At 70.9% G+C, this 23,132-nt stretch carries 17 protein-coding genes, 1 tRNA gene and 1 pseudogene; 9 read left to right on the top strand and 10 right to left on the bottom strand.

Annotated features, from left to right (window positions below):
• Positions 1 to 5: 5 nt before the first annotated feature.
• From EIZ45_RS22810 to EIZ45_RS46175, 4 genes and pseudogenes are all read left to right on the top strand, one after another.
• A complete protein-coding gene (locus EIZ45_RS22810) occupies positions 6 to 395 on the top strand; it encodes a globin (protein ID WP_369806064.1) in 390 nt (129 codons plus the stop codon).
• Positions 395 to 1,984 (top strand): glycoside hydrolase family 13 protein, encoded by a 1,590-nt coding sequence (locus tag EIZ45_RS22815; protein ID WP_051729015.1) that lies wholly within the window; start codon positions 395 to 397, stop codon positions 1,982 to 1,984. Before EIZ45_RS22810 ends, EIZ45_RS22815 begins: the two co-directional genes overlap by 1 nt.
• 137 nt (positions 1,985 to 2,121) lie before the next feature.
• Positions 2,122 to 2,235 (top strand): annotated as a pseudogene (locus tag EIZ45_RS47640) (alpha-glucosidase); the annotation flags it as partial.
• A gap of 74 nt (positions 2,236 to 2,309) precedes the next feature.
• Positions 2,310 to 2,486, top strand: a complete 177-nt coding sequence (locus EIZ45_RS46175) for a hypothetical protein (RefSeq protein ID WP_167756528.1) — start codon at positions 2,310 to 2,312, stop codon at positions 2,484 to 2,486.
• Positions 2,487 to 2,514: 28 nt separating this feature from the next.
• Here EIZ45_RS46175 and EIZ45_RS22820 read toward each other — a convergent pair whose 3' ends face one another.
• Positions 2,515 to 2,703: a hypothetical protein gene (locus tag EIZ45_RS22820; protein ID WP_009081303.1), complete on the bottom strand. Its 189-nt coding sequence runs from the start codon at positions 2,701 to 2,703 to the stop codon at positions 2,515 to 2,517.
• A gap of 387 nt (positions 2,704 to 3,090) precedes the next feature.
• Between EIZ45_RS22820 and EIZ45_RS22825 the strand changes: the two genes are divergently transcribed.
• Positions 3,091 to 3,294, top strand: a complete 204-nt coding sequence (locus EIZ45_RS22825; RefSeq protein WP_037814060.1) for a cold-shock protein — start codon at positions 3,091 to 3,093, stop codon at positions 3,292 to 3,294.
• 390 nt (positions 3,295 to 3,684) lie between these two features.
• Positions 3,685 to 4,581: a fatty acid desaturase gene (locus EIZ45_RS22830; RefSeq protein ID WP_043829466.1), complete on the top strand. Its 897-nt coding sequence runs from the start codon at positions 3,685 to 3,687 to the stop codon at positions 4,579 to 4,581.
• Positions 4,582 to 4,666: 85 nt separating this feature from the next.
• On the opposite strand, the gene EIZ45_RS22835 is transcribed toward EIZ45_RS22830, so the two are convergent.
• The 8 genes from EIZ45_RS22835 to EIZ45_RS22870 form a co-directional block, all read right to left on the bottom strand.
• Entirely contained in the window at positions 4,667 to 5,113 is a 447-nt protein-coding gene (locus tag EIZ45_RS22835; RefSeq protein WP_199817689.1) for a DUF6292 family protein, read from the bottom strand.
• Between the two features lie 273 nt (positions 5,114 to 5,386).
• The gene (locus EIZ45_RS22840) at positions 5,387 to 5,644 is read right to left on the bottom strand and encodes a hypothetical protein (RefSeq protein WP_037814249.1); all 258 of its coding nucleotides are present in this window, start codon (positions 5,642 to 5,644) and stop codon (positions 5,387 to 5,389) included.
• 45 nt (positions 5,645 to 5,689) lie between these two features.
• Complete coding sequence (locus EIZ45_RS22845; protein WP_134663134.1) at positions 5,690 to 6,325, bottom strand: hypothetical protein; 636 nt, start codon at positions 6,323 to 6,325, stop codon at positions 5,690 to 5,692.
• The gene (locus EIZ45_RS22850; RefSeq protein WP_037814068.1) at positions 6,318 to 6,740 is read right to left on the bottom strand and encodes a thioesterase family protein; all 423 of its coding nucleotides are present in this window, start codon (positions 6,738 to 6,740) and stop codon (positions 6,318 to 6,320) included. Before EIZ45_RS22850 ends, EIZ45_RS22845 begins: the two co-directional genes overlap by 8 nt.
• Positions 6,737 to 11,719 carry an NAD-glutamate dehydrogenase gene (locus EIZ45_RS22855; RefSeq protein WP_134663135.1) on the bottom strand — a complete coding sequence of 1,661 codons (4,983 nt, stop codon included), beginning with the start codon at positions 11,717 to 11,719 and terminating at the stop codon, positions 6,737 to 6,739. Before EIZ45_RS22855 ends, EIZ45_RS22850 begins: the two co-directional genes overlap by 4 nt.
• A gap of 834 nt (positions 11,720 to 12,553) precedes the next feature.
• The gene (locus tag EIZ45_RS22860) at positions 12,554 to 15,094 is read right to left on the bottom strand and encodes a hypothetical protein (RefSeq protein WP_134663136.1); all 2,541 of its coding nucleotides are present in this window, start codon (positions 15,092 to 15,094) and stop codon (positions 12,554 to 12,556) included.
• A gap of 18 nt (positions 15,095 to 15,112) precedes the next feature.
• Positions 15,113 to 16,789, bottom strand: coding sequence for an energy-dependent translational throttle protein EttA (ettA, locus tag EIZ45_RS22865; RefSeq protein ID WP_134663137.1), 1,677 nt, complete (start codon positions 16,787 to 16,789; stop codon positions 15,113 to 15,115).
• A 102-nt stretch (positions 16,790 to 16,891) separates the two neighbouring features.
• Complete coding sequence (locus EIZ45_RS22870) at positions 16,892 to 18,910, bottom strand: cytochrome c oxidase assembly protein (protein ID WP_205669917.1); 2,019 nt, start codon at positions 18,908 to 18,910, stop codon at positions 16,892 to 16,894.
• A gap of 156 nt (positions 18,911 to 19,066) precedes the next feature.
• Here EIZ45_RS22870 and EIZ45_RS22875 point away from each other — a divergent pair, with 156 nt between their 5' ends.
• The 3 genes from EIZ45_RS22875 to EIZ45_RS22885 all read left to right on the top strand — a co-directional run bounded on the left by EIZ45_RS22875 (position 19,067) and on the right by EIZ45_RS22885 (position 21,593).
• The gene (locus EIZ45_RS22875; protein ID WP_134663138.1) at positions 19,067 to 20,107 is read left to right on the top strand and encodes a LacI family DNA-binding transcriptional regulator; all 1,041 of its coding nucleotides are present in this window, start codon (positions 19,067 to 19,069) and stop codon (positions 20,105 to 20,107) included.
• Between the two features lie 188 nt (positions 20,108 to 20,295).
• A complete protein-coding gene (locus EIZ45_RS22880) occupies positions 20,296 to 20,724 on the top strand; it encodes a peptidase inhibitor family I36 protein (RefSeq protein WP_205669918.1) in 429 nt (142 codons plus the stop codon).
• Positions 20,725 to 21,519: 795 nt separating this feature from the next.
• Positions 21,520 to 21,593, top strand: a tRNA-Arg gene (locus EIZ45_RS22885).
• A gap of 978 nt (positions 21,594 to 22,571) precedes the next feature.
• On the opposite strand, the gene EIZ45_RS22890 is transcribed toward EIZ45_RS22885, so the two are convergent.
• Positions 22,572 to 23,066 carry a hypothetical protein gene (locus EIZ45_RS22890; protein ID WP_134663139.1) on the bottom strand — a complete coding sequence of 165 codons (495 nt, stop codon included), beginning with the start codon at positions 23,064 to 23,066 and terminating at the stop codon, positions 22,572 to 22,574.
• Positions 23,067 to 23,132 lie beyond the last annotated feature (66 nt).

Below are 23,132 nucleotides of genomic sequence, written 5' to 3' on the forward strand. Positions count from 1 at the left end.
CGACTGTGAGCGAGCCGGAACCGGCGAACCTGTACGAGGCGGTGGGCGGCGAACCGACCTTCCGCCGGATCATCAAGCGGTTCTACGAGGAAGTGGCCCGCGACGAGGTGCTGCGCCCGCTCTACCCGGAGGAGGACCTCGGCCCGGCGGAGGAGCGGTTCCGGCTGTTCCTCATCCAGTACTGGGGCGGTCCGCACACCTACTCCGACCAGCGCGGCCACCCGCGGCTGCGGATGCGGCACGCGCCGTTCAAGATCGGCCCGATCGAGCGCGACGCGTGGCTGCGCTGCATCCGGATCGCGATCGACGAGGAGAACCTGCCCGAGCCGTACCTCAGCCAGCTGTGGGCGTACCTGGAAATGGCCGCGCACAGCATGATGAACAGCTTCGTCTGATGAGACGCAAGGTCGCGGGACGGCGGCCGGACCGCCTTCCGCGGCCGTCGTGGTGGTCGGACGCGGTGTTCTACGAGATCTACGTGCGGTCGTTCGCCGATTCGGGCGAGGACGGCATCGGCGACCTCGAGGGCATCCGCAGCAAGCTCGGCTACCTGGAGCTGCTGGGCGTCGACGCGCTGTGGCTGACGCCGTTCTACCCCTCGCCGATGGCCGACCACGGCTACGACGTCGCGGATCCGCGCGGCGTCGACCCGATGTTCGGCACCCTCGGCGACTTCGACGTGCTGCTCACCGAGGCGCACCGGCGCGGCATCCGGGTCACCGTGGACGTCGTGCCGAACCACACGAGCAACCGGCACGCCTGGTTCAAGTCCGCGCTGGCCGCCGGGCCGGGCAGCCCGGAGCGGGAGCGCTACCACTTCCGCGACGGCCGCGGTCCCGGCGGCGCGGAGCCGCCCAACAACTGGATCAGCGTGTTCGGCGGCCCGGCGTGGACGCGGGTGCCGGACGGGCAGTGGTACCTGCACCTGTTCGCGCCGCAGCAGCCGGACCTGAACTGGGCCAATCCGGACGTCCGCGCCGATCTGGAGCGCACCCTGCGGTTCTGGCTCGACCGGGGCGTGGACGGCTTCCGGATCGACGTCGCGCACGGGATGGCCAAACCCGCCGGGCTGCCCGACATGGACCCGGACACGCCCGCGCACGGCGGCGGCGTGCTGGGCGATCCGCGCTTCGACGACGACGGCGTGCACGAGGTGCACCAGCTGATCCGCAAGGTGCTCGACGAGTACCCGGACGCGATGGCGGTCGGCGAGATCTGGGTGCAGGACGAGGAGCGGCTGGCCCGCTACCTGCGGCCGGACGAACTTCACCTGGCGTTCAACTTCCGCCTGGTGCTCACCCACTTCGACGCGGACGCCGTGCGCACGTCGATCGAGCGGTCGCTGGCGGTGCCGCGTTCGGCGGGCGCACCGGCGACCTGGACGCTGTCCAACCACGACGTCTGGCGCGCGGCCAGCCGTTACGGCGGCGGCGCGGCCGGGGTCCGCCGGGCGCGCGCGATGGCGCTGGTAGAACTCGCCCTGCCCGGCGCGGTCTACCTGTACCAGGGAGAAGAGCTGGGCCTGCCGAACGCCGACCTGCCGCTGGAAGCGATGACCGACCCGCGCGCCCGCTCACAGGGCCCGGAATTCAGCCGCGACGGCGAACGCGTGCCGCTGCCTTGGGAGGGCACGCTCCCGCCGTACGGGTTTTCGCGCACCGCACAAACCTGGCTGCCGATGCCCGCGGACTGGGCGTCGCTGACCGTGGAACGGCAGCTCGAGGATCCGGAATCGACGCTGTCGCTGTACCGGCGCGCGGTGGAGCTGCGGAAACACCACCCGGCGTTCCGCGGCGGCGACGAACTGCAGTGGTTCGGCGCGCCCGCGGGCTGCTTCGCCTTCCGCCGCGGGCGGGGCGGGCTGATCTGCGCGCTGAACACCTCGGCCAGTTCCATCGCCCTGCCGCCGGGAGAGGTGCTGCTCACCAGCAGCCCGCTGATCGACGGCAGACTCGCACCGGATTCAGCCGCCTGGCTCGGGTAGCCCAGGTCAGACGCGCACCCGCCTCCAGCCCGAGCAAGTCGAGCAAATCCCCACAGGTCATCGGCATTGTGCGCATGCTCGGCAACACTCTTCTGCTAGACGCCCAGATCCTGTTCAGGCGGGGCGGGCTGGTCGGCGCGCTGAACACCTCGGCCAGCTCGATCGCCCTGCCGCCGGGAGAGGTGCTGCTCACCAGCAGCCCGCTGATCGACGGCAGACTCGCACCGGATTCAGCCGCCTGGCTCGGGTAGCCCAGGTCAGACGCGCACCCGCCTCCAGCCCGAGCAAGTCGAGCAAATCCCCACAGGTCATCGGCATTGTGCGCATGCTCGGCAACACTCTTCTGCTAGACGCCCAGATCCTGTTCAGGCGGGGCGGGCTGGTCGGCGCGCTGAACACCTCGGCCAGCTCGATCGCCCTGCCGCCGGGAGAGGTGCTGCTCACCAGCAGCCCGCTGATCGACGGCAGACTCGCACCGGATTCAGCCGCCTGGCTCGGGTAGCCCGAGCCCGGCGGCCGCCCCGGTCAGGTCAGACGCGAGCACCCGCCTCCAGACCGAGCATCGCGAGCAATCCCCGCAGGTCATCGACATCGTGCGCGTGCCCCGCGACGGTGCGGGCGGCGTGCTCCTGCTGGACGCGCAGGTCCTGTTCGGCGGACACCCGGGCACGGGCGAATTCACTGGTTTCGGCGGACAGCGGACGTCGTTCCGAGCGCATGTCGCTCCTCGTCGAGGTGGAAGGGGCCACCGGCGGCACCGCGGGGGCGGGCCCGCCGGGGACGACGCCGGCTCGAACGCCGGCGCACGATGAGACTTCTCGACGGTGCTGACGCTACTCCCCGCCTCCGACCTGCCCGCGAGCCGTCCCCGCCGCGCGCGTCGCGACGTCCACAGTGGACCCTTCGGGCGACGGCCCTGGTGGGACCGGCCCGGGCGTGCTTTACTGAAGACGGTCGTGTTTTGTGTTCGTGCGGTGGGTACGTCCCGCAGCCACGCTCGCAAGATGTAGCGGGCGTGGTGTTTCTCTTTTCGGAAGGCACACCGTCGGTTGCCAGGCCCGGATGCCGAGGTGGCATCTGTTGTGAGTCCGATGGAGATCGTTTTTATGACGCAAGGCACCGTGAAGTGGTTCAACGCCGAAAAGGGCTTCGGGTTCATCAGCCCGGACGACGGCAGCGCCGACGTCTTCGTGCACTACTCCGAGATCCAGGGCAACGGGTTCCGCAGCCTTGAGGAGAACGCGCGCGTGGAGTTCGAGGTCGGCCAGGGCCAGAAGGGCCCGCAGGCCACTGGCGTTCGCGCCATCTGAGTTTCCCCGGTGTTTCCCCTGGTGCGGAAGGCTTTCCGCACCAGGGGACCCGCGCCGAAGCGGACTTTTCCGCCCACGGCAGCCGAAACAGCTCGGCACCCCGGTGCGGCCCGGTGAGTTTTCCCGGCCGCACAAGGTCTTCCGCGTTCCGGGAACCCGGACGCGAGATCACCCGTTGACCAGGGCAGGTCGCGACTGGCCTCGAGGCCCTCCCCTGCCTGGCCAGTACGCAACGCACGGCGCACCCCCGAGGCGGCCCCCTTCCGCCTGGTCGGCGCCGCGGCATCGGCCTCGGCCCCGCAGAGCGCGGCGGCCGGACCAGCTCGAGTAGGAGCGTTACCCATCGACACCCAGAGCACCGTCCAGCGTCCCCCGAAATCGCCGCAGCCCATGCTCGCCGGCCACAAGACCGGCACCGAGGCCTTCCTGGTGAAGCTCTTCGCGGTCGTCCCCCTTCTCGCCGTCGCCGTCGCGGTCCCGCTCGCCTGGGGCTGGGGGCTGAGCTGGCTCGACGTCGGCCTCGCCGCCGCGTTCTACTGCGTCAGCGGCCTCGGCATCACCGTCGGCTTCCACCGGTACTTCACCCACGGCGCGTTCCGCGCCCGCCGCGGGCTGCGGATCGCGCTCGCCGTCGCGGGCAGCATGGCCATGCAGGGACCGGTGATCGACTGGGTCGCCGACCACCGCCGCCACCACGCCTACTCCGACCGCGACGGCGACCCGCATTCGCCGTGGCGCTTCGGCACGTCGCCCGCCGCGCTCGCCAAGGGCTTCTGGCACGCGCACATGGGCTGGCTGTTCGGCCGCGACCGGACCAACCCGCGCCGCTTCGCCCCCGACCTGCTCGACGACGCCGACCTGAAGCGGATCGACCGGCTCTTCCCGGTGCTGACCGTCGCGACGCTGCTGGGTCCCGCGCTGCTGGGCGGGCTCATCACGATGACCTGGTGGGGCGCGCTGACGGCGTTCTTCTGGGCCGGGCTGGTCCGGGTCGCCGCGCTGCACCACGTGACCTGGTCGGTCAACTCGCTGTGCCACCTGATCGGCGAGCGCCCGTTCGAGGCGCGCGACCGGTCGGCGAACTTCTGGCCGCTGGCGATCGCGTCCTTCGGCGAGTCCTGGCACAACTCCCACCACGCCGACCCGACCGGGGCCCGGCACGGCGTCGGCCGCGGCCAGCTCGACATCTCCGCGCGGCTGATCTGGATGTTCGAGAAGTTCCGCTGGGCCTCGCACGTGCGCTGGCCCCGGCCCGAACGCCTCGCCCGCAAGCTCAAGGCCGCCTGAGCGTCCGGTCTCTTGTGGTCCGTGAGGGGAACCCGGACGGAATCTGGTTCCCTCACGGACCGCTGATCTTCGCGTCGCGGGCCAGTCAGGACCTGCGGACTCGCTCTTCGAGCCGGGTCCGCAGGTCGCCGTGGCTGGACACCGCCAGCACCGGTCCCGGCTTCCCGGCCGTTTCGGCCGAGCTCACGACCTCCGCGACGAACCGCCGCACCCGTTCCGGCGCGGGCGTGACGTCGCCGCCCAGCTGGGCCACCGGCTGCGGGGATTCGGCGGGCGTCGTCTCCACCGCCACCGACCAGCCCTGCCGCATGGTCCACAACAGCATCAGATCCCGGCCGGGGAAACGCGGGGACCGGCCGCTCAGCGCGACGTACGCGGTGATCGTGTCGGTGACCTCGCACGACGTGCACTCCACCGACACTCCGACCGCGGCGGCGACCTCGCGCACGTACGCGGCCAGCGCCTGCCGCAGGACCTGCGGATCGTCGGCGGTGGGCAGGGACATCGGGCGTTCCGGACCGGACAGGAGCATGGGTCTCCTCTTCCGCCGCCGCTTCCGCTTCGCGCAGCAAGCGAACCGGGTTTCGCCTCGCGCGAAGGCCGGCGGTCGCGATGATCGGGGTCGCACCGGATCGGGCATCCGGCAGCTGGACCGGACTCCGACTCTACCCGCTGGGACAAGCCCGCAGCCGAGATCAACCCGTCTGGCCGCCGCGGAAATCGCTCGATCGGCCGCGTCCGCAGGCGAAATCCTTGCTCGACGTGGCGATCCGCCCGGCACACTGTCCACTGAGGACAGCCGGGTTCAGCCCGATTGGCCGCCGAAATCGCCGCCGTCGGCCGACTCCGCGATCGACGTCGCCACCCACGCGGCGAACAACCCCGCCTGGACGTACGGCGCGGCCTCGCCGACCGCGCGCACCACCGACCGCGCACGCCCTGGCGCGGGTTCGGCTTCCGGCGCGGGATCGGCGTCCGCGGGCCGGTCGGTGCGCCACGGCGTCTCCTCGGGCCGGACCTCGGCGAGGAAGTCCGCGGTCGGGTCGCCGTCCGGTTCGGTCATGCGGTTCACGATGACATCGCCGGACGGCTCCCGCCAGCAGAATCGTCAGAACAGCAGCGGCAGCAACGCTTGGCGCCGCTTCAGCACCGCACCGTAACGGGCGTCGAGGCGCAGCCACGAATCAGTCGCGGTCACCCGGACCACGTCGCCGTCGATCGACGAATCGAACAACCCCATCCCGGACAGCGCGAACAGGCACCGCATCTGGACCTTGACCTCGAGGTCTCCCCCGGTGACGGTCAGCACCGCCTGGTCCATCAGCGAGGCGGGCGGCGTGCCGTGCGGCCCGGCGTTGTCGCGGGCGAGCGCGACGCCGCGGTCGGCCAGGTCCGACACCACGCCGACCGGCAGCTCGTCGACCTTCTGCCACCGGTCGGACACCGGCAGTTCCGCGTGCCACAGCAGGTCGCGCGCCGGGCCCGGGTCCATCACCTCGCCGCCCGCGACGGCGAGCGCCGCGAGCAGTTCGTTGCCGGACACCGTGACGTCCGCGGGCGTCACCGTCCCCGCCACCGCGCGGGTCGCGAGGACCTCGAACGGCGTGGCCGTCCACGCCTCGACGACGTCGTCGCCCCGGCGGCGCAGCCGGACGGCGGTCGTGCCGTCCAGCCGCACCGCGCGGGCCACGAACGCGCTGAGCGTCTCCCGGTCGCCCGGATCGGGAATCCGCAGCTCAGGCATCGGCCAGCACCCGCTTGAGGAATTCGGATTCCTCGTCGCTGAGCCGGCGCGGCCGGAGGTTGGCCGTGTCGTACGGGGCCAGCACGGTCTCGGCGGTGACCGCGACCGGATCGGTCGCGTCCGGACCGGTCCGCACGACGTACCCGAGCGTCACCGTCGAGGCCTTCAGCTCGGTGAGCGTGATCTCCACGCGCACCGAGCGGCCGGGCGCCGCGACGATCGGCGCGCGGTAATGCACCCCGAGCTTCACGACCACGACGCCCTTCGGCAGTTCGGTGAGCCCCGCGCGCTCGGCTTCGCCGAACAGCACGGGCACCCGGGCCTCTTCGAGCAGCGTCACCACGTTCGCGTGGTTGACGTGCCCGTACACGTCCATGTCCGACCATCGCGGCTGGACGTGGGAAACGAATGTCACCGCACCGTGCTCCGGATCTGGCGCGCGGCCACGGACAGCGTCGCGAGGTCGAGCCGCCCGGAACGGGTGATCTCGTCCAGCGCCACGCGCGCCCGCGAAAGCCGCGACGCGTTGGCCTTCTCCCATTGCTCGATCTGCTCGTCGACGGACAGGTCCTGGTCGCTGTGCCGCAGTGCGTCGAGCGCGATCGCGCGCAGGGAACCGTACACGTCGTCGCGCAGCGAGAGCCGGGCGAGGGCGTGCCAGCGGTTGCCGCGTTCCAGCGCGCTGATCTCGGTGAGCATCTTGTCGATGTCCAGGTGGTCCGACAGCGCGTAGTACAGCTCGGCGGTGTCCGCCGGGGTGTGCGTCGCGTCGAGCCCGACCTGCTGCTCGGCCAGCTCCGCCACCTCGACCACGTCGAGCAGGCCGTAGCTGTGCAGCAGCAGCGCCACCCGGCGGGCGAGATCGGCGGGCACGCCCTGGTCGACCAGCGCGGCCGCGTCCTGCTCCACCGACTCCAGCTCGCGCCCGCGCAGCAGCTCGCCCAGCTTCGGGCCGAGTTCCGCGAGCACCGGGCCGAACCGGTTGATCTCGGCCAGCGGCGCGAGCGGCTGCGGGCGGTTGGTGAGGAACCAGCGCGCGGCCCGGTCGAGCAGCCGCCGCGTCTCCAGCACCATCCCGTCCGCGACTTCGGTCGGCACCACGTTGTCCAGCGCGTCGATCTCGGCCCACAGCTTCGGCAGGTCGTAGACGTGCGTGACCACCGCGTACGCGCGCACCGCGTCGGTGGCGGTCGCGTTCATCTCCTCCATCAGGCGGTAGACGAACGAGATGCCGCCGCCGTCGACCAGCTCGTTGGTGATGAGCGTGGTGATGATCTGGCGGCGCAGCGGGTGCTGCGCGATCGCCGCGGCGAACCGCTCCCGCAGCGGGGCCGGGAAGTACTCCGGCAGCCTGCGAGTGAACACCTCGGACTCGGGCAGGTCGGAGGCGAGCAGCTCGTCCTTGAGGTCGAGCTTCACGTGCGCGAGCAGCGTCGCCAGTTCCGGCGAGGTCAGGCCCTCGCCCGCCTTCTCCAGCGCGCGGAACTGCGACGGGGTCGGCAGCGCCTCCAGCTTGCGGTCGAACGCGCCCTTCGCGACCAGCGCGGACACCTGCCGCGCGTGCACCGACACCATCGGCCCGGCGTGCGCCCGGCTGACGCCGAGCACCGCGTTCTGCCGGTAGTTGTCCGCGAGCACGAGCGAGCCGACCTCGTCGGTCATCTCGCCGAGCAGCTCGTTGCGCCGCGCGTGCTCCAGCTCGCCGCCCGCCACCAGGTGGTCCAGCAGGATCTTGATGTTGACTTCGTGGTCGGAGCAGTCGACGCCGGCCGAGTTGTCGAGCGCGTCGGTGTTGATCTTGCCGCCGGTGCGGGCGAATTCGATGCGGCCGAGCTGGGTCAGGCCCAGGTTGCCGCCCTCGCCGACGACCTTCACGCGCAGCTGGTTGCCGTTGACGCGGATCGCGTCGTTGGCCTTGTCGCCCGCCGCGGCCTGGCTTTCGCTCTCGGCCTTGACGTAGGTGCCGATGCCGCCGTTCCACAGCAGTTCGACCGGGGCCAGCAGGATCGCCTGGATCAGGTCCATCGGCGCGAGCTTCGTGACGCCCTCGTCGAGGCCGAGCGCCTCGCGGACCTGCGGGGTGATCGGGATGGTCTTGGCCGACCGCGGGTAGATCCCGCCGCCCTCGCTGATCAGCGAACGGTCGTAGTCGTCCCACGAACTGCGCGGCAGGTCGAACAGCCGCCGCCGCTCCGCGTACGACGACGCGGCGTCCGGGTTCGGGTCGAGGAAGACGTGCATGTGGTTGAACGCCGCGACCAGCCGGATGTGCTCGGACAGCAGCATCCCGTTGCCGAAGACGTCGCCCATCATGTCGCCGATGCCGACGACGGTGAAGTCCTCGGTCTGGGTGTCCTTGCCCAGCTCGCGGAAGTGCCGCTTCACGCTCTCCCACGCGCCCTTGGCGGTGATGCCCATGGCCTTGTGGTCGTAACCGACCGAACCGCCGGAGGCGAACGCGTCGCCCAGCCAGAAGCCGTACTGCGCCGAGACTTCGTTGGCGATGTCGGAGAACTTCGCGGTGCCCTTGTCCGCCGCGACGACCAGGTAGCTGTCGTCGGCGTCGTGGCGCACTACGTCCGGCGCCGGCACAGTCTCGCCCTCGACGCGGTTGTCGGTGAGGTCCAGCAGGCCGGAGATGAACATCCGGTAGCAGGAGATGCCCTCGGCGAGCTGGGCGTCGCGGTCGACCCCGGCGTCGCCGGTGGGCCGCGGCGGCCGCTTCACCACGAAGCCGCCCTTCGCGCCGACCGGCACGATCACCGCGTTCTTCACCGCCTGCGCCTTCACCAGGCCCAGGATCTCGGTGCGGAAGTCCTCCTGCCGGTCCGACCAGCGCAGGCCGCCGCGGGCGACCTCGCCGAACCGCAGGTGCACGCCCTCGACGCGCGGCGAGTACACGAAGATCTCGTACTTCGGGTGCGGCTCGGGCAGCTCCGGCACGCCGCTCGGGTCGAGCTTGAGCGCCAGGTACGGCCGCGGGTTCCCGTCGGCGTCGCGCACGTGGTAGTTCGTGCGCAGGGTCGCGTTGATGACCGCGAGCATCCGGCGCAGGATCCGGTCCTCGTCGAGACTCGTGACCTCGTCGACCATCGAGGAGATCTCGGCGGTCAGCGATTCCTCGTGCGTCTTCCGGTCCACATCGGACAGTTGCGGGTCGCAGCGGGTTTCGAAGAGCCGCACCAGTTTCGTCGCGACCTCGGTGTGCTTGACGACCGTGTTCTGGATGTAGGACTGGGAGAACGGGCTGCGCGCCTGCTGCAGGTAACGCGAGTACGCCCGCAGCACCGCGGCCTGGCGCCAGGTGAGCCCGGCGCGCAGGACGAGCCCGTTGAGGCCGTCGACCTCGGCGTCGCCGCGCCACGCCGCGTGGAACGCGTCCTGGAACCGCTCGCGCACCTCGACCGCCGCCGCCTCGTCGGCTTCTTCGAGGCCCTTCTTGTCGACGCGCAGGCCGAAGTCGTAGATCCAGCTGGCCCCGCCGTCCTCGCGGAACAGCTCGTACGGCCGCTCGTCCACCACCTCGACGCCCATCGCCTGCAGCACCGGCAGCACCTTGGACAGGGTGACGCCCTCGCCGCGCAGGTAGAGCTTGAACCGCCGCTCGCCGGGTTCGGCGTCGGCGGGCAGGTAGAACGACAGCGCGAGGTCGCCCTCGTCCGCGAGGGTGTCGAGCTTGGCCAGGTCGGCCAGCGCGTCCTCGGCAGTGAAGTCTTCCTTGTACGCCTCGGGGAACACCGCGCCGAAGCGCTGGCCCCGGTCGACCGCGGACTCCTCGCCCATCATCCCGATCGGGCCACCGTCGCCGACGCGCTCGCGGCGTTCGGCGATGATCGCCTCGACCAGCCGGTCGTCCCAGCTGCGGACGACGGTGTTCAGGCGTTCCTGGATCCGCAGCGTGTCCGGCTCGAGGGCGTTCGACGGGTCGGTGTGCACCATGAAGTGCACCTGCGCCAGCAGCGTTTCGCCGACGCGCGCGCTGTACTCCAGCTGCGTGCCTTCGAGTTCTTCCAGCAGCACTTCCTGCATCGCCAGCCGCGAGCGCGTGGTGTAGCGGTCGCGCGGGAGGTAGACGAGGCAGGAGTAGAAGCGGCCGTACGGGTCGCGGCGCAGGAACAGCCGCAGCCGGCGGCGGTCGGACAGCGTGATCGCGCCGGTGGTGGTGTAGAAGAGCGAATCGGTGTCCGCGGAGAACAGGTCCGCGCGCGGCCAGTTCTGCAGGACCTCCAGCATCCGCTGGCCGGAGAACGACTCCATCGGGAACCCGGCGCGGTGGATCACCTCGCGCACGCGCTGGCCGACCACCGGGATGTCGAGCACGTTCTCGTGCAGCGCGGTCGTGGTGAACATGCCGAGGAACCGGTGCTCGCCGGTGACCTTGCCGTGCTCGTCGAACGTCTTCACGCCGACGTAATACGGATAAACCGGACGATGCACCGTGCTCGGCGCGCTGGCCTGGGTGAGCACGAGCAGCGACGGCGCGAGCGCGTCGACCGAGCTGTCCGGGCCCGCGGTGAGGCTGCGCGCGGCGAGGCTGTCCTGGCGCAGCACGCCCAGCCCGGACGCGAGAACCGCGCGCAGGGCGGGCTCGTCGCTGTCCGGCTGCGGGCTGTCGACCAGCTCGTACTTGCGGTAGCCGAGGAAGGTGAAGTGGCCGTCGGCGAGCCAGCGCAGCAGGCGCGCGCCCTCGGTGACCTCGTCGTCGCTGGGCAGCTTCGGCGGGTGCTGCTCCAGCGTTTCCGCGAGCGAGCAGGCCGTCTGCGCCATCTTCTCGGCGTCCTCGACGACCTCGCGCACGTCGCCGAGCACCGACGTCAGCCGGTTGTCCAGCTCGCGCGCCCGCTGCGGGTCGGTGACGAGGTCGATCTCCACCAGCATCCACGATTCCGCGGACGCGCCAGCCGGCGGATCGGCCGGGTCGGCGTCGAGGTGCAGGCCCTCCAGCTCGCCGGTCAGGCCGCGGCTCACCACGACGATCGGGTGCACGATGCGCTGCACCTGTACGCCGTCGCGGGCGAACTCCGCGGTGACGCTGTCCACGAGGTAGGGCATGTCGTCGGTGACGACCTGCACGACGGTCGCGTCGCGCGTCCAGCCGTCCTCGGCGGTGGTCGGGTTCAGCAGCCGGACCGCCGGGCGCCCGGGCATGCGCTGCTTCGCCAGCTGCAGGTGCGAGCGCACCGCGCCGACGAGCGCTACCGGATCGTCGCCGACGATCTCGTCGGCCGGGATGTGCCGGTAGTACAAGCGGATCAGGTCCGCGATCTCCGGCGCCTGCGCCGCGGCGGTGTCGATCAGCTCGTCCCGGATCTGCTCCGGGCTGGCTGTCGTGCGGCGGGCGGCGCCGGCTTCGGTGCCGACATCGGGCGGGGACGAAACTCCCGTCGAGCTCATTGAGCAACTCTCCAGTATGCGAGACCGAGATGCGTCCGTCACCACAACGTGCCGGACATCCCTCACCCTAATCCGCCCGGAGACGCCCCTGTGCGCGGCAGGGAAAGACTTAAGGTTCGTTTCAGGGGTCCCCGGCGCCGCGCTCGCGCGGGATCGGTTCAGCTACCGGCGGGTTCGGCACGGGCGGTTTCCGGCAAAAGGCTTGGCACGAGGCCGGAGCGCCGGTTTCGCGGGCGCGGCGGCCGCTTCGGGATCGGTTCAGTGCCCGTATCGCCCGCGGCGGGAACGGAAAAGGTTGCGTCCCTCCCCTGCGAGAATTCCCACCCGTACGGGCTAATTCTTCCGTTGCCGCAGAGGGAGCCGGGGTTTCAGGATGGGGCGCCCGCGAGGTGTCCGCAGATCGGCGGACGGGGCGGCTTGTGCTGCATCATCGCGGCGCGTTCAACCAGTGAGTGGGAAAACCGCTTGGCGCAGCGCGGAAAACGGGACGATCTTCCGCTCCGGCGCGGTGCGCTCCCGCAGAGGTACGTGAGGGGAACCCTGAGGGAATCTGATTCCCTCAGGGTTCCCCTCACGTACCTCTCGATGCCGAAGCCGCGGGATTCTCCGCGNCTCGATGCCGAAGCCGCGGGATTCTCCGCGTCGGCGAAGTTTTCCGCCAGCAGGCCGCCCTCCCCACAGCGGTCCGTGAAGGACTCCTTGGGGGGAATCTGATTCCCTCAAGGAGTCCTTCACGGACCACTCGAGGTCGCGTCAGCGTGAATCGTTGTCCCGCTGCGGAATCTGCCCGGCCGGACCAGCATTTCCCTGCGGCGCAAGAACTTTCGGCGCGCGTCAGTCGCCGTTGTTGCGGTGGCGGTCCGCGGTCGCGCGGCCGTTGATCGGCTTCGGCTCGTCGTTCGGGCCGAGGCGTTTCACCAGCGCGGCCGCGCTCGCGGTGCCCGCCTGGTGTTCGGCGAGGGCGCGGGCGAGCAGTTCGGCGAGTCCGGCGTCCGGCGGCGGTTCGTCCTCCGCGATGGCTCGCGCGTAGCCCTCCGGGAACGGCTGCTCCGACGGCGTCCACGCGTCGATGTCGGACAGCGGGTCCAGCGCCGGCGGCATCCGCAGCCGCGGCAGCCAGGGCTCCTCGGCAGGCTCCGGCTCCTCCGGGCGCGGCGCGGGGGCCAGCTCCGGCTTGTCCTTCGCCGCGGTGTCCGGTTCCGCCGCGGCCGATTCGGGACGTCCGGGCTCGTCGGCCCGGCGCCGTCCGCCGCCTCCGCCGCTCGCGGTGATGCCCAGCCGGTCCAGCACGGACTTCGCGGCGACCGAGCCGTGTTCGGCGTCGTGCCGGGTCTTGCGGCCGCGGGTGTCGCGGCGGGCCGCTTCCTCCTTGGCCCACTCGGCGCTTTCCCACAACGGCGCGGCCGGCTCGTCCGCGGGAGCCGGGGCGAGCGGTAGCTCCGGCAGGATGTCCGACAGATCCGGCATCCGCAGCGAGAACCGCGGTGCCTCCTCGGCCGGAGCCTGCGCTTCCGCCACGCGACGAGGAGTCTCGGGCCGCGTTTCAGCAGCCGCGCGCACCGGCTCCTCGGACTTCGTCTTCTCTTCCCGACGAGCGGGCGCGTCCTCCGCCGACCGACGCGCGGCAGGCGGCTTCTCCGGCCAGCGCACCGCCGTTTCCTCGGCAGGCTGCGCCGTCTCCGCCCGGCGACGACCCGGCGCGGCCTCAGCGACCTCGGCAGCCCGTGCCCCAGCGCTCTCCGCCGCGCTCTCGGCGACCTGCGCCGGACGTCCCGACGCCGCTCGCGAAGCCTCCGTCCGGCTGACCGGCTCCGCAGCCGCCCGCTTCCGCGGCGCGGGCGCGTCGGCGCTCTTCCGCCCGAACGGCCGCGCCCATCCCGGCAGCACCGGCGACTTGCGGTCCTCGGCCCGCCGCCGTCCGCCGGTCCGCGGAGCCTCCTCGGCCTCTTCCCGGATCGCCGGGAGCACCGAGGTCTGCTCGACCTCCGTCTCCGCCGCGGCCCGCCGGAACGACCACGCCGGCTTCTTCTCCGCCGCCTCGACCCACGCCGACGCCGAAACCGGTGCCGCGGGCACCTCGACCTGCGCCGGAACGACCGGCAGCGGAGCCGCGACCGGGTCCGGCCGCTCGGCGGGGACGTCCCGGATCGCCGGCATCACCGAGGTCTCCTCGGCCGCGACCCTCGGCTCGACCTCCATCGACACCGGGCGGCCGTCGCGCGGGGCGGACGCGGCGAGGACGTCGTCGAGGTCCATCGACGCGACCGACTCGGCGCCGAGCTCGCCCGCGATCAGCCCGCACGCCTGGCGCCTGGCCCGCGCGTGCACGTGTTCTGCGGCCCGCGCGCGGTGCAGGCATCCGATGGCCTCTTCCGCGCTGCCGAACCGTTCCTCGATCTGCGCCAGTTCCAGCCACAACCGCGCGGTGACCGCCGCGAGCCCGTGCCGGTCGGTGGCCGCGACGGCCTCCCCCACCAGCTCGGCAGCGGCGTCACCGGCACCGGAAGGCAAGTGAATGCGCGTCGCCACCGCCAGCCGCAGCCACGCCGCGGGCGCGACCCCGGCGGCCCGGACCGGCTCCCGCAGCACGGGTTCGGCGATGTCGTAAGCCATGTCCGCGTCGCCGCGGTCGAGCAGCGTGCTGACCAGCTGCAGCACGAGCCGGATCCGGACGAGACCGCCGTCGTCGCCGGGACGGTCCATCTTCTCCAGGAACCCGAGCCCGGTCCGCGCGGCGTCCGCGGCCGCGGTGAGGTCGCCGTGCCGGCGCCGGTGCGCCGCGGTTCCGTTGCGCAGCAACGCCCGCATCAGCAGCCGGTCGTCCACGTCGAGCGAATCGTCGGCCACCAGCAGCCGGTCCGCCTCGACGAGCACGCGGTCCAGTTCCGCCTTCCGGCCGAAGGGGGCGAGGCACCCGACGAGATGGCACAGCGCTTCCGCGCGCAGCGACGGCGGCACGTCCTCGGACAGCACCGGCCGCAACGCGGCCAGCCCCATCAGCGGAACGCCGAGGCTGCGCGAGCACACCGCGAGGTCGACGCGCAGCCGCGCCGCCGTCGTGGCGTATCCGGCGTGCTCGGCCGCGCGCAAAGCCGCGACCGCGCGGCCGACCGTGGACGTCCGCGCCCCGGTCCGCACGCGAGCGGACACCACGAGCGCTTCCGCCCGGATCCAGTGCCCGTCCGCGCCCGCCGCCTCCGCGAGCGCGGCCGAGCGTTCGCCGAGGACCAGCGAAAGCTCGGGCGCGCGGAAGCGCAGTGATTCCGCGCGGTCGATAAGCCGACCGAGGTCGGCGAGGGTCCCGCCACTGGCAACGGCGGGCCGCCCGTCCGCGGTCGCGGACGGGCTGGGCCGGTTGTGCCTGCTGGTTTCCACTCGGGACCCCCGCGCCGGTCAGTCGCGCTTCAACTTGCGGTGGGTGACCCGGTGCGGACGAGCCGCTTCGGCGCCGAGGCGCTCGACCTTGTTCTTCTCGTAGCCCTCGAAGTTGCCCTCGAACCAGAACCACTTCGCCGGGTCCTCGTCGGTGCCTTCCCAGGCGAGGATGTGCGTCGCGACCCGGTCGAGGAACCACCGGTCGTGGGAGATCACGACGGCGCAGCCGGGGAACTGCTCGAGCGCGTTCTCCAGCGAGCCCAGCGTTTCGACGTCCAGGTCGTTCGTCGGCTCGTCCAGCAGGATCAGGTTCCCGCCCTCTTTGAGCGTCAGCGCGAGGTTGAGCCGGTTGCGCTCGCCGCCGGACAGCACGCCGGCCGGCTTCTGCTGGTCCGGGCCCTTGAAGCCGAACGCGCTCACGTAGGCGCGCGAGGGCATTTCGGTCTGCCCGACGTGGATGTAGTCGAGCTTGTCCGACACGACCTCCCACACGGTCTTCTTCGGGTCGATCCCGCCGCGACTCTGGTCCACATAGGACAGTTTGACCGTCTCGCCGATCTTGACCGAGCCGCCGTCCGGCTCCTCGAGCCCGACGATGGTCTTGAACAGCGTGGTCTTGCCGACGCCGTTCGGGCCGATCACGCCGACGATGCCGTTGCGCGGCAGGTCGAACGAGAGCCCGTCGATGAGCACCCGGTCGTCGAAGCCCTTGCGCAGCTTCTCGACCTCGACCACGACGCTGCCCAGCCGCGGGCCCGGCGGGATCTGGATCTCCTCGAAGTCGAGCTTGCGGTGCTTGTCCGCCTCCGCGGCCATCTCCTCGTAGCGGTCGAGCCGCGAACGGGACTTGGTCTGGCGCGCCTTGGCGTTGGACCGCACCCATTCCAGCTCGCTCTTGAGCCGCTTGGCCAGCTTGGCGTCCTTCTTGCCCTGGACCTCGAGCCGCTCGCGCTTCTTCTCCAGGTAGGTGGAGTAGTTGCCCTCGTAGCCGACGACGCGGCCGCGGTCGAGCTCCATGATCCACTCGGCGACGTTGTCCAGGAAGTACCGGTCGTGGGTCACGGCCAGCACGGCGCCCTTGTAGGTGGCGAGGAACTGCTCCAGCCACAGCACGCTTTCGGCGTCCAGGTGGTTGGTGGGCTCGTCGAGCAGCAGCAGGTCGGGCGCGGAGAGCAGCAGCTTGCACAGCGCGACGCGGCGGCGCTCGCCGCCGGAGAGGTGGGTGACCGGCTCGTCCGGCGGCGGGCAGCGCAGCGCGTCCATCGCCTGCTCGACGGTCGAGTCGAGCTCCCACGCGTCGGCGTGGTCCAGCTCCTCCTGGAGCTGGCCCATCTCCTCCATCAGCGCGTCGCTGTAGTCGGTCGCCATCAGCTCGGCGATCTCGTTGTAGCGGTCGAGCTTCTTCTTGGTGTCGCCGAGGCCCTCCTCGACGTTCTGCCGGACCGTCTTCTCCTCGTCCAGCTCCGGCTCCTGCATGAGGATGCCGACGCTCGCGCCCGGCTGCAGGAAAGCCTCGCCGTTGCTGGCCTGCTCGATCCCCGCCATGATCTTGAGAACGGTCGACTTGCCGGCGCCGTTCGGGCCCACGACGCCGATCTTGGCTCCGGGGTAGAACGCGGTGCTCACGTCGTCGAGGATCACCTTGTCCCCGACGGTCTTGCGCACCTTCTTCATGGTGTAGATGAACTCGGCCATGCCACCGATCGTAGAGTGGCTCCTCCGGCGGCCTGACGGCGGTTACCACCGCGCTACCGAGGGTCAGGTCGTCCTCACTCCGGCGATATCAAATCCGGGGAGTCATTCCGCCCGTTTGCCCTCGGCGAGGTTCTTCAGCATCGCGTTGTAGGCGGCGAGTTCTTCGCCGCCGGTGGTCTCCTCGCGCCGGTCGCGCCGCTTCGCCTCGCGCTCGTCCTGGCGGGCCCACTGCACCAGGAGCGCGATCAGCACGAGCAGCACCGGCACCTCGCCCGAAGCCCACGCGATGCCGCCGCCGAGACGCTGGTCGGTCAGCAGGTCGCCGACCCACGGCAGCTTCAGCGCCGTGTAGAACTCGCGGCCGATCACGGTCTGCATGTTCATCAGGATCACGCCGAAGAACGCGTGGAACGGCATGGCGCCGAACATCATCCCGAGCTTCCCGATCGGCGGCAGCCGCCGCGGCGAAGGGTCGACGCCGATCACCGGCCAGTAGAAGACGTAACCCACGAGCAGGAAGTGCGCGTTCATCGCCAGGTGCGCCCAGTGGTAGTTGAGCGCGCTGTCGAAGAGGCCGGAGAAGTACAGCGCGTAGAACGACCCGACGAAGAGCAGCAGCGCGACGATCGGGTTGGTCAGGAACCGCGAAACCGGCGAATGCACGGCGGCCAGCAGCCATTCGCGCGGACCGGGAGGGGCTTCGCGGCCGGCCGGCGGGAGCGCGCGCAGGGCGAGCGTGACCGGGCCGCCGAGCACCAGCAGGACCGGCGCCACCATCGACATCAGCATGTGGGTGCCCATGTGCACGCTGAACATCGCGGGCGCGTACCGGCCGATGCCCGACGAGGTGGCCAGCAGGATCACCAGGCAACCCGCGAGCCACGCGACGGTCCGGCCCACCGGCCAGGTGTCGCCGCGCTTGCGCAGCCGCCGCACGCCGGCCAGGTAGAGCCCGCCGAGAACGATCGCGAGGGTGCCGTAGATCAGGTCGAACCGCCAGTCGGTGAGCAGCCGCCAGAACGTCGGCGGGCCCTGGAGGTCGTAGCCGATGAGGAGTTCGACAGTGCCCGGCTGGGTGACCGCGTCGGCCGGCGGCGGCGTGCGGGCGAGGCCGGAGGCGATGCCGATGGTGACGAACATGATCAGCACCTCGACGGCGGCGAGCCGCAGCAACTGGCTGCCGCCCAGCTCGCCGACGAGGTTCGCCACGCCGCGGCTGCGCTGCTGCTGGCCGAAGACGCCGAGCAGCAGCAGCGCGACGATCTTGGCGACGACGAGCAGGCCGTAGTCGGTGGTGAAGAGGTCGCCGAGGTTGATCCGGACCAGCGCGTTGACGATGCCGGACACCGCCATCACGACCCAGCAGACCAGCGCGAGCTTGGAGAACCGCTGCGCGGCGAGGCTGAGGTTCTTGCCGCGGCGCCAGCCGAGTGCGAGCACGGCCAGCAGGCCGCCGACCCACAGCGCGGCCGCGACGAGGTGGAACAGGAGGCTGTTGGTGGCCAGGTCGTGCGAGCCGCCGCTGGCCGAGTGCCCGGTGACCGCGACCGGGACGAGCCCGGCGACGGACAGGAAGAACAGCACCGCCGTCCAGCCCCAGCTGAGCACCAGACGGCAGCCGAGGGCGAGCAGGATCGCGATCAGCGCCGTCCACAGCCACGCCTTGGGCTGTTCGATCGCGCCGACGAGGCTCAGCAGGGTGTCCGGGGAGAGGACGTCGCCGAACGGCTTGCCCGCGCTGTCCGCGGCGGTGAAGGCGACGGACAGGATCGAGGCGGCGAACCACACCCACGCGGCGATCCCCGCGGTGCGGACCGCGGCGTACCCCTCGGGCGCGAGCGTGCCGGATTTCTGTGGCGGCACGAGGAAAGCGGCCAGCAACAGCCCGCCGACGCACACCACCGACGCCGCTTCGGCGAGCACCCGGACGACCGTGACGCCATAACGGGTGACGAGCCCCGGGTCCGGCAGCCCGGCGATGACGTAGCCCGCGCCGCCGGTGAGCGCGACGAGCCCGACCGCGACGACCGCGCCGAGCACGACTCCGACCGAAAGCAGCGGGAGCACGCTCGTCTTGCGGCCGCGGTTCGGGGCGGGTTTCGTCACAGGTTCCGAGCTCACGGTACGAGAGTAGGCCGGTCGCGCGCGCGGCGGTGCGCGGGGCGGGGCGCTCGCCGGGTTTCGCGCCGGAACGCTCGCTTGCGGTGTTTGCGCTGGTCGAGGCGGGTCGCCGGACGGAATCCGGTGCACGGCAACGCTTTCCTCTATGCTCCGCCGATGACCAGCAGCCGTCGCCGCCGCCCGACGCTGGACGACGTCGCGGAGGCGGTCGGGGTGTCGCGCGCCACTGTGTCGAACGCCTACAACCGGCCTGACCAGCTGTCGGCGCAGTTGCGGGAGCAGATTCTGCGGGTGGCGGGTGAACTCGGTTACCCCGGCCCGAACCCGACCGCCCGCAGCCTCGCCACGAGCCGCACCGGCGCGATCGCTTTCCTGCTGGATTCGTCGCTGTCGGCGGCCTTCTCCGACCCCGCGCTGTCGATCACCCTGGACGCGCTCGCGAAAACCGTGGAACCCACCGGAAACGCGCTGTTGCTGCTGCCCGGCCGCGAGGCCCAGGAAGGCCCGCCCGCGTCGCGAGTGCTGGCCGCGCAAGCGGATATCGCCGTCGCGTACTCCCTCGCCGACGGCACTCCCGCGCTGGAAGCCGTGCGGACCCGGGGATTGCCGCTGGTAGTCATCGACCAGCCACCCCTCCCCGACACGGCCCGAGTCGGCTGCGACGACCGCGGCGGCGCTTCGTTGGCCGCCCGCCATTTAGTGGAGCTAGGGCATCGCCGCTTCGGAATCCTGGCCGCCCCGCGCCTTTCCGCGGTGACCAGCCCTTTCCACGGCACCCGCGAACGCCTCGCCGGATACCTCGACACGCTGACCGCCGCCGGAATCACCGACGTCACCATCACCGAAGCCCCCTGGCTCTCCGCCTCGACCGCCCGCGCCGCCGCCACGGACCTGCTGACCGCTTCGCTGCGTCCGACGGCCCTGCTGTGCATGTCCGACCAGCTGGCCTTCGCCGCGATCGCCGCCGCCCACCGGCTGGGCCTGCGAGTGCCTGCCGACGTCTCGATCGTCGGCTTCGACGACACCCCGCAAGCCGCGTGGTCTGAACCACCCCTGACCACCGTGCGGCAGGACCTCGCGGGCAAGGGCCGCGTCGCGGGGGAACTGGTGATGGACCTGCTGGCGGGGGAACCGGTCCCGCCGCCGGTCGAACTCCCGGTGTCGCTGGCCGTCCGCGAAAGCACCGCGGCGATTTAGCAAGACCGTTCGGCGATCTGTGGACAACTAGGTCTCGTCCGGGTGACGCGAAACTACTTGTCCACAGACGTAGGAATGCGGGCAGACAAATCGCGGAGAACCCGCCAAGGTGGAGACATGCCCGGTTTCCCGGGATGCCCGCCGGCTCCTTCGCCCGGCATCGCTTCGATTGAGGGGGAGTTCCCACGATGTTCCGCCGTCTGCTGCCGTCCCTGCCGTTCCCCGGCCGCCGCTCCCGGCCCGCCGCCGCGTCCCGCCTGCCCGGGGTATTGCTGCTGGTCACCGCCGGTCTCCTGACCACTTCCGGCCTGGCCCAGGCCGCCCCGGCCGTTCCGCCCGCTCCCGCCTGCGGTGCGGGCGAGTTCTGCCTGTGGGACACCGAAACCTATTCCGGCGGCGTGCAGAGTTATGACCTGCGCACGGCAAATCCGGGTGATTGCATTCCCCTGCCCGAGGGATTCCAAGGCCATTCCTTCGTCAACCGGATGACCCGCGACGTCACCATCTACCAAGGAGCGGACTGTTCCACCGAAGGCGATTTCATCACCTATCCGGGCGGTGGCACGTACGTCCCGCAGTCCCCGTTCGCGGTGCGTGCCCTGAAAGTGTGGGAATAAGCCCCGCCCTCCCGAGACCGGGCCAGGCGAACGAGGCCGCTCCAGGCCGAGTCGACTCGCAGCCTTAGTGCCGCCTGTCCCGGGGGCCGCACCCCCGAGCGGCCCCAGGCCCGTGGGCGCGCAGCCCGGAACCATCGCGCCCACGGGCCCCTCGCCTCCCGCTCCCGGCCCCCGACCCGGGGGCGGGAGGCGAGGCTCCCTGTTCGCACTCCACCGCGGCCCAGGCGGTTCGGCCCCGTTCGGGTGCAGGTCGGCTGTGCTCTGCGGCTGCCGCTGCTCTCAGCAGGACCCACCTGTCGCCCGGACCTAGCGGCCGCGACGTTCGCGCTCCGACCTGACGGCAGGAGCTCGCACACCGACCTGAAGTGCGCGGACGTGATGTCCGAGTTCGTGCGCGCCCCCACCTGCCGGGCCGAGGTGGTCCAGCACCGCTCGAACACCCTGGAGCCCGACCGCAACCGCCGAACCGCCCAATCGTCCTGACCGGGGTCAGACGCCTCACATCACAAGATCGCCACAGTCTGCCCAGCCGCACTGCCCGCCCCCGAACCCCGCCCCGCCGCCCCGCTCAGGAGATCCAGGTGCGCAAGCTGCACAAACCCCAGTCCAGCCGCCGCAGCGGGCCGCTCCCCCGCGCAGTGCGTACCGGAACCGTCGCACGCTGTGGCATTCCGCCCCCGAAGACCCGCAAATCCGACGAACGGAAGCTGAAACGATTCGACGGTGTCGAACGATCGAGAGATTGGCGATGACTAAGCTGCCCATGCTGGAGGTCAGCAGCTGTCAGCCACCCGGGCCCTCGTAGCTCAGCTGGATAGAGCAAGAGCCTTCTAATCTCTAGGTCGCAGGTTCGAGTCCTGCCGGGGGCACAAACGGCCTGGTCAGGGGAATCCCTGGCCAGGCCCGGCCGAAGGCCGGAAATCAGCCGGCCCATACCTTTGCCGGACGCGGTCGAAGCGCATCCGACGTCTCCGGCAAGGCATTGCCCCGAGTCGGCACTCGCGCCCGTCGAGAAGCACCCCGCCGCCACTCGCCATCACGACGCCTCAACCAGGCCGAACCGTGCTCGTGATCTTGCCCTCAACCAGCTCACCCACGCCAGGAACCCTATGTCCGACCGTCCCAGTCCCAGCCGAAGAACGCGGAATCGAGCAGCCCGAGTTCTCTTCGAGGAAGCGCGCCGCGCCGGGCTCGTCCAGCTGCATCTCCGCAAACTCCACTACCTCGCCCGTCACCCACGATCACTGACAGCGAGCACACCGCGACCTGCCGAGAACCAACGCGCCTCCGAGGTGCCGGCCCAACCGACCAGAGTCCGCCGGTCACACGGGCAACTCACCCTCGGCATCGATCTCGCCCGCCAGCCGGTAACGCCGTCGCACGCGCAATGGACGAAGCCGCCTAGCCGCCAACCACATTGGGCTAGCCCGCTCCGACGACAAGAGCCAGCTTCCTCGCTCTCGCATCAGCGGAGGCGAACGCGGGCATCCGCGCGCCTCGTACCCGAAGCCGCCCAGCTCATTCGCATCGGCGGAAGCGCGTAACAGGGCTGGATTGGCAATCGGGCCGGTGTTTCGTCGAACGCGACTCAACAGCGAGCAGAACATCTCGAACAGCGAGAACGGCGTGATGTTCGGATGGCTGGTCGAATCAGCGAATCGGGTCAATCAGAAGTCGGACGCCGCCGAGCGGGAGGCGTAGCCGCTGGATACCCTCCGTCTGATACCGGGAGGACGGCGACCTCGCGGAGGACGCATTGGCGTACGCGGTCGACGACGACGCAGTGCGTCTCGTCGGCTACCGCCGGGCCGCGGGAGACTGAAGTCTCAGCACAACCGGTGCCGATCTCAACCGCGCAATTCCTTCGCCCGAGCCAATGCCTCCCGCCTGATTCGTTTCGTGCACCCCGAAGAAGCCAGGTACTCGAGCGCTTGCTGCCGAGAGGAAGACGTCGCGGCACGCAACTGAGGCCACGGCGACCAGCGTTCCATCGAAGCTGGCTCCACCGGATAGCCAGGCCGCGAAACCAGCGCATCAAGAACCGACAGGTCCGCCATGCGCGCTCTTACGAACTCTGATGAATTACCAACAGGAAATGCGCTTGCCATCTTCTCGCGAAGCGGCTCGGTAAGCTCCTCGCTGCACTTCAAGGCGACCGAAACAGCAATCGCCTCGTCTGGCTCATGGCCGAGCACTGAGATCAGTTGGGCGGCTCTGCCAGGAATCCGCAGGGCAGCGGAATATACGCGCCAGCGAGCATGGCCGCTTTCGAACGAGCCCTCCTCCAGTCCGGTCTCGTGCGCCAGCTTTCGCAGGTCGCGCACGAAATCTTCTTCGAGCATCAGAAGCCCCCTGGAGGGCTGGGACGACGAGGGACCATACGCTCGCGGCAGCATTTCGGGGAATCG

This window comes from Amycolatopsis sp. CFH S0740 (assembly GCF_004522315.1).
GTDB classification, from domain to species: domain Bacteria; phylum Actinomycetota; class Actinomycetes; order Mycobacteriales; family Pseudonocardiaceae; genus Amycolatopsis; species Amycolatopsis nivea.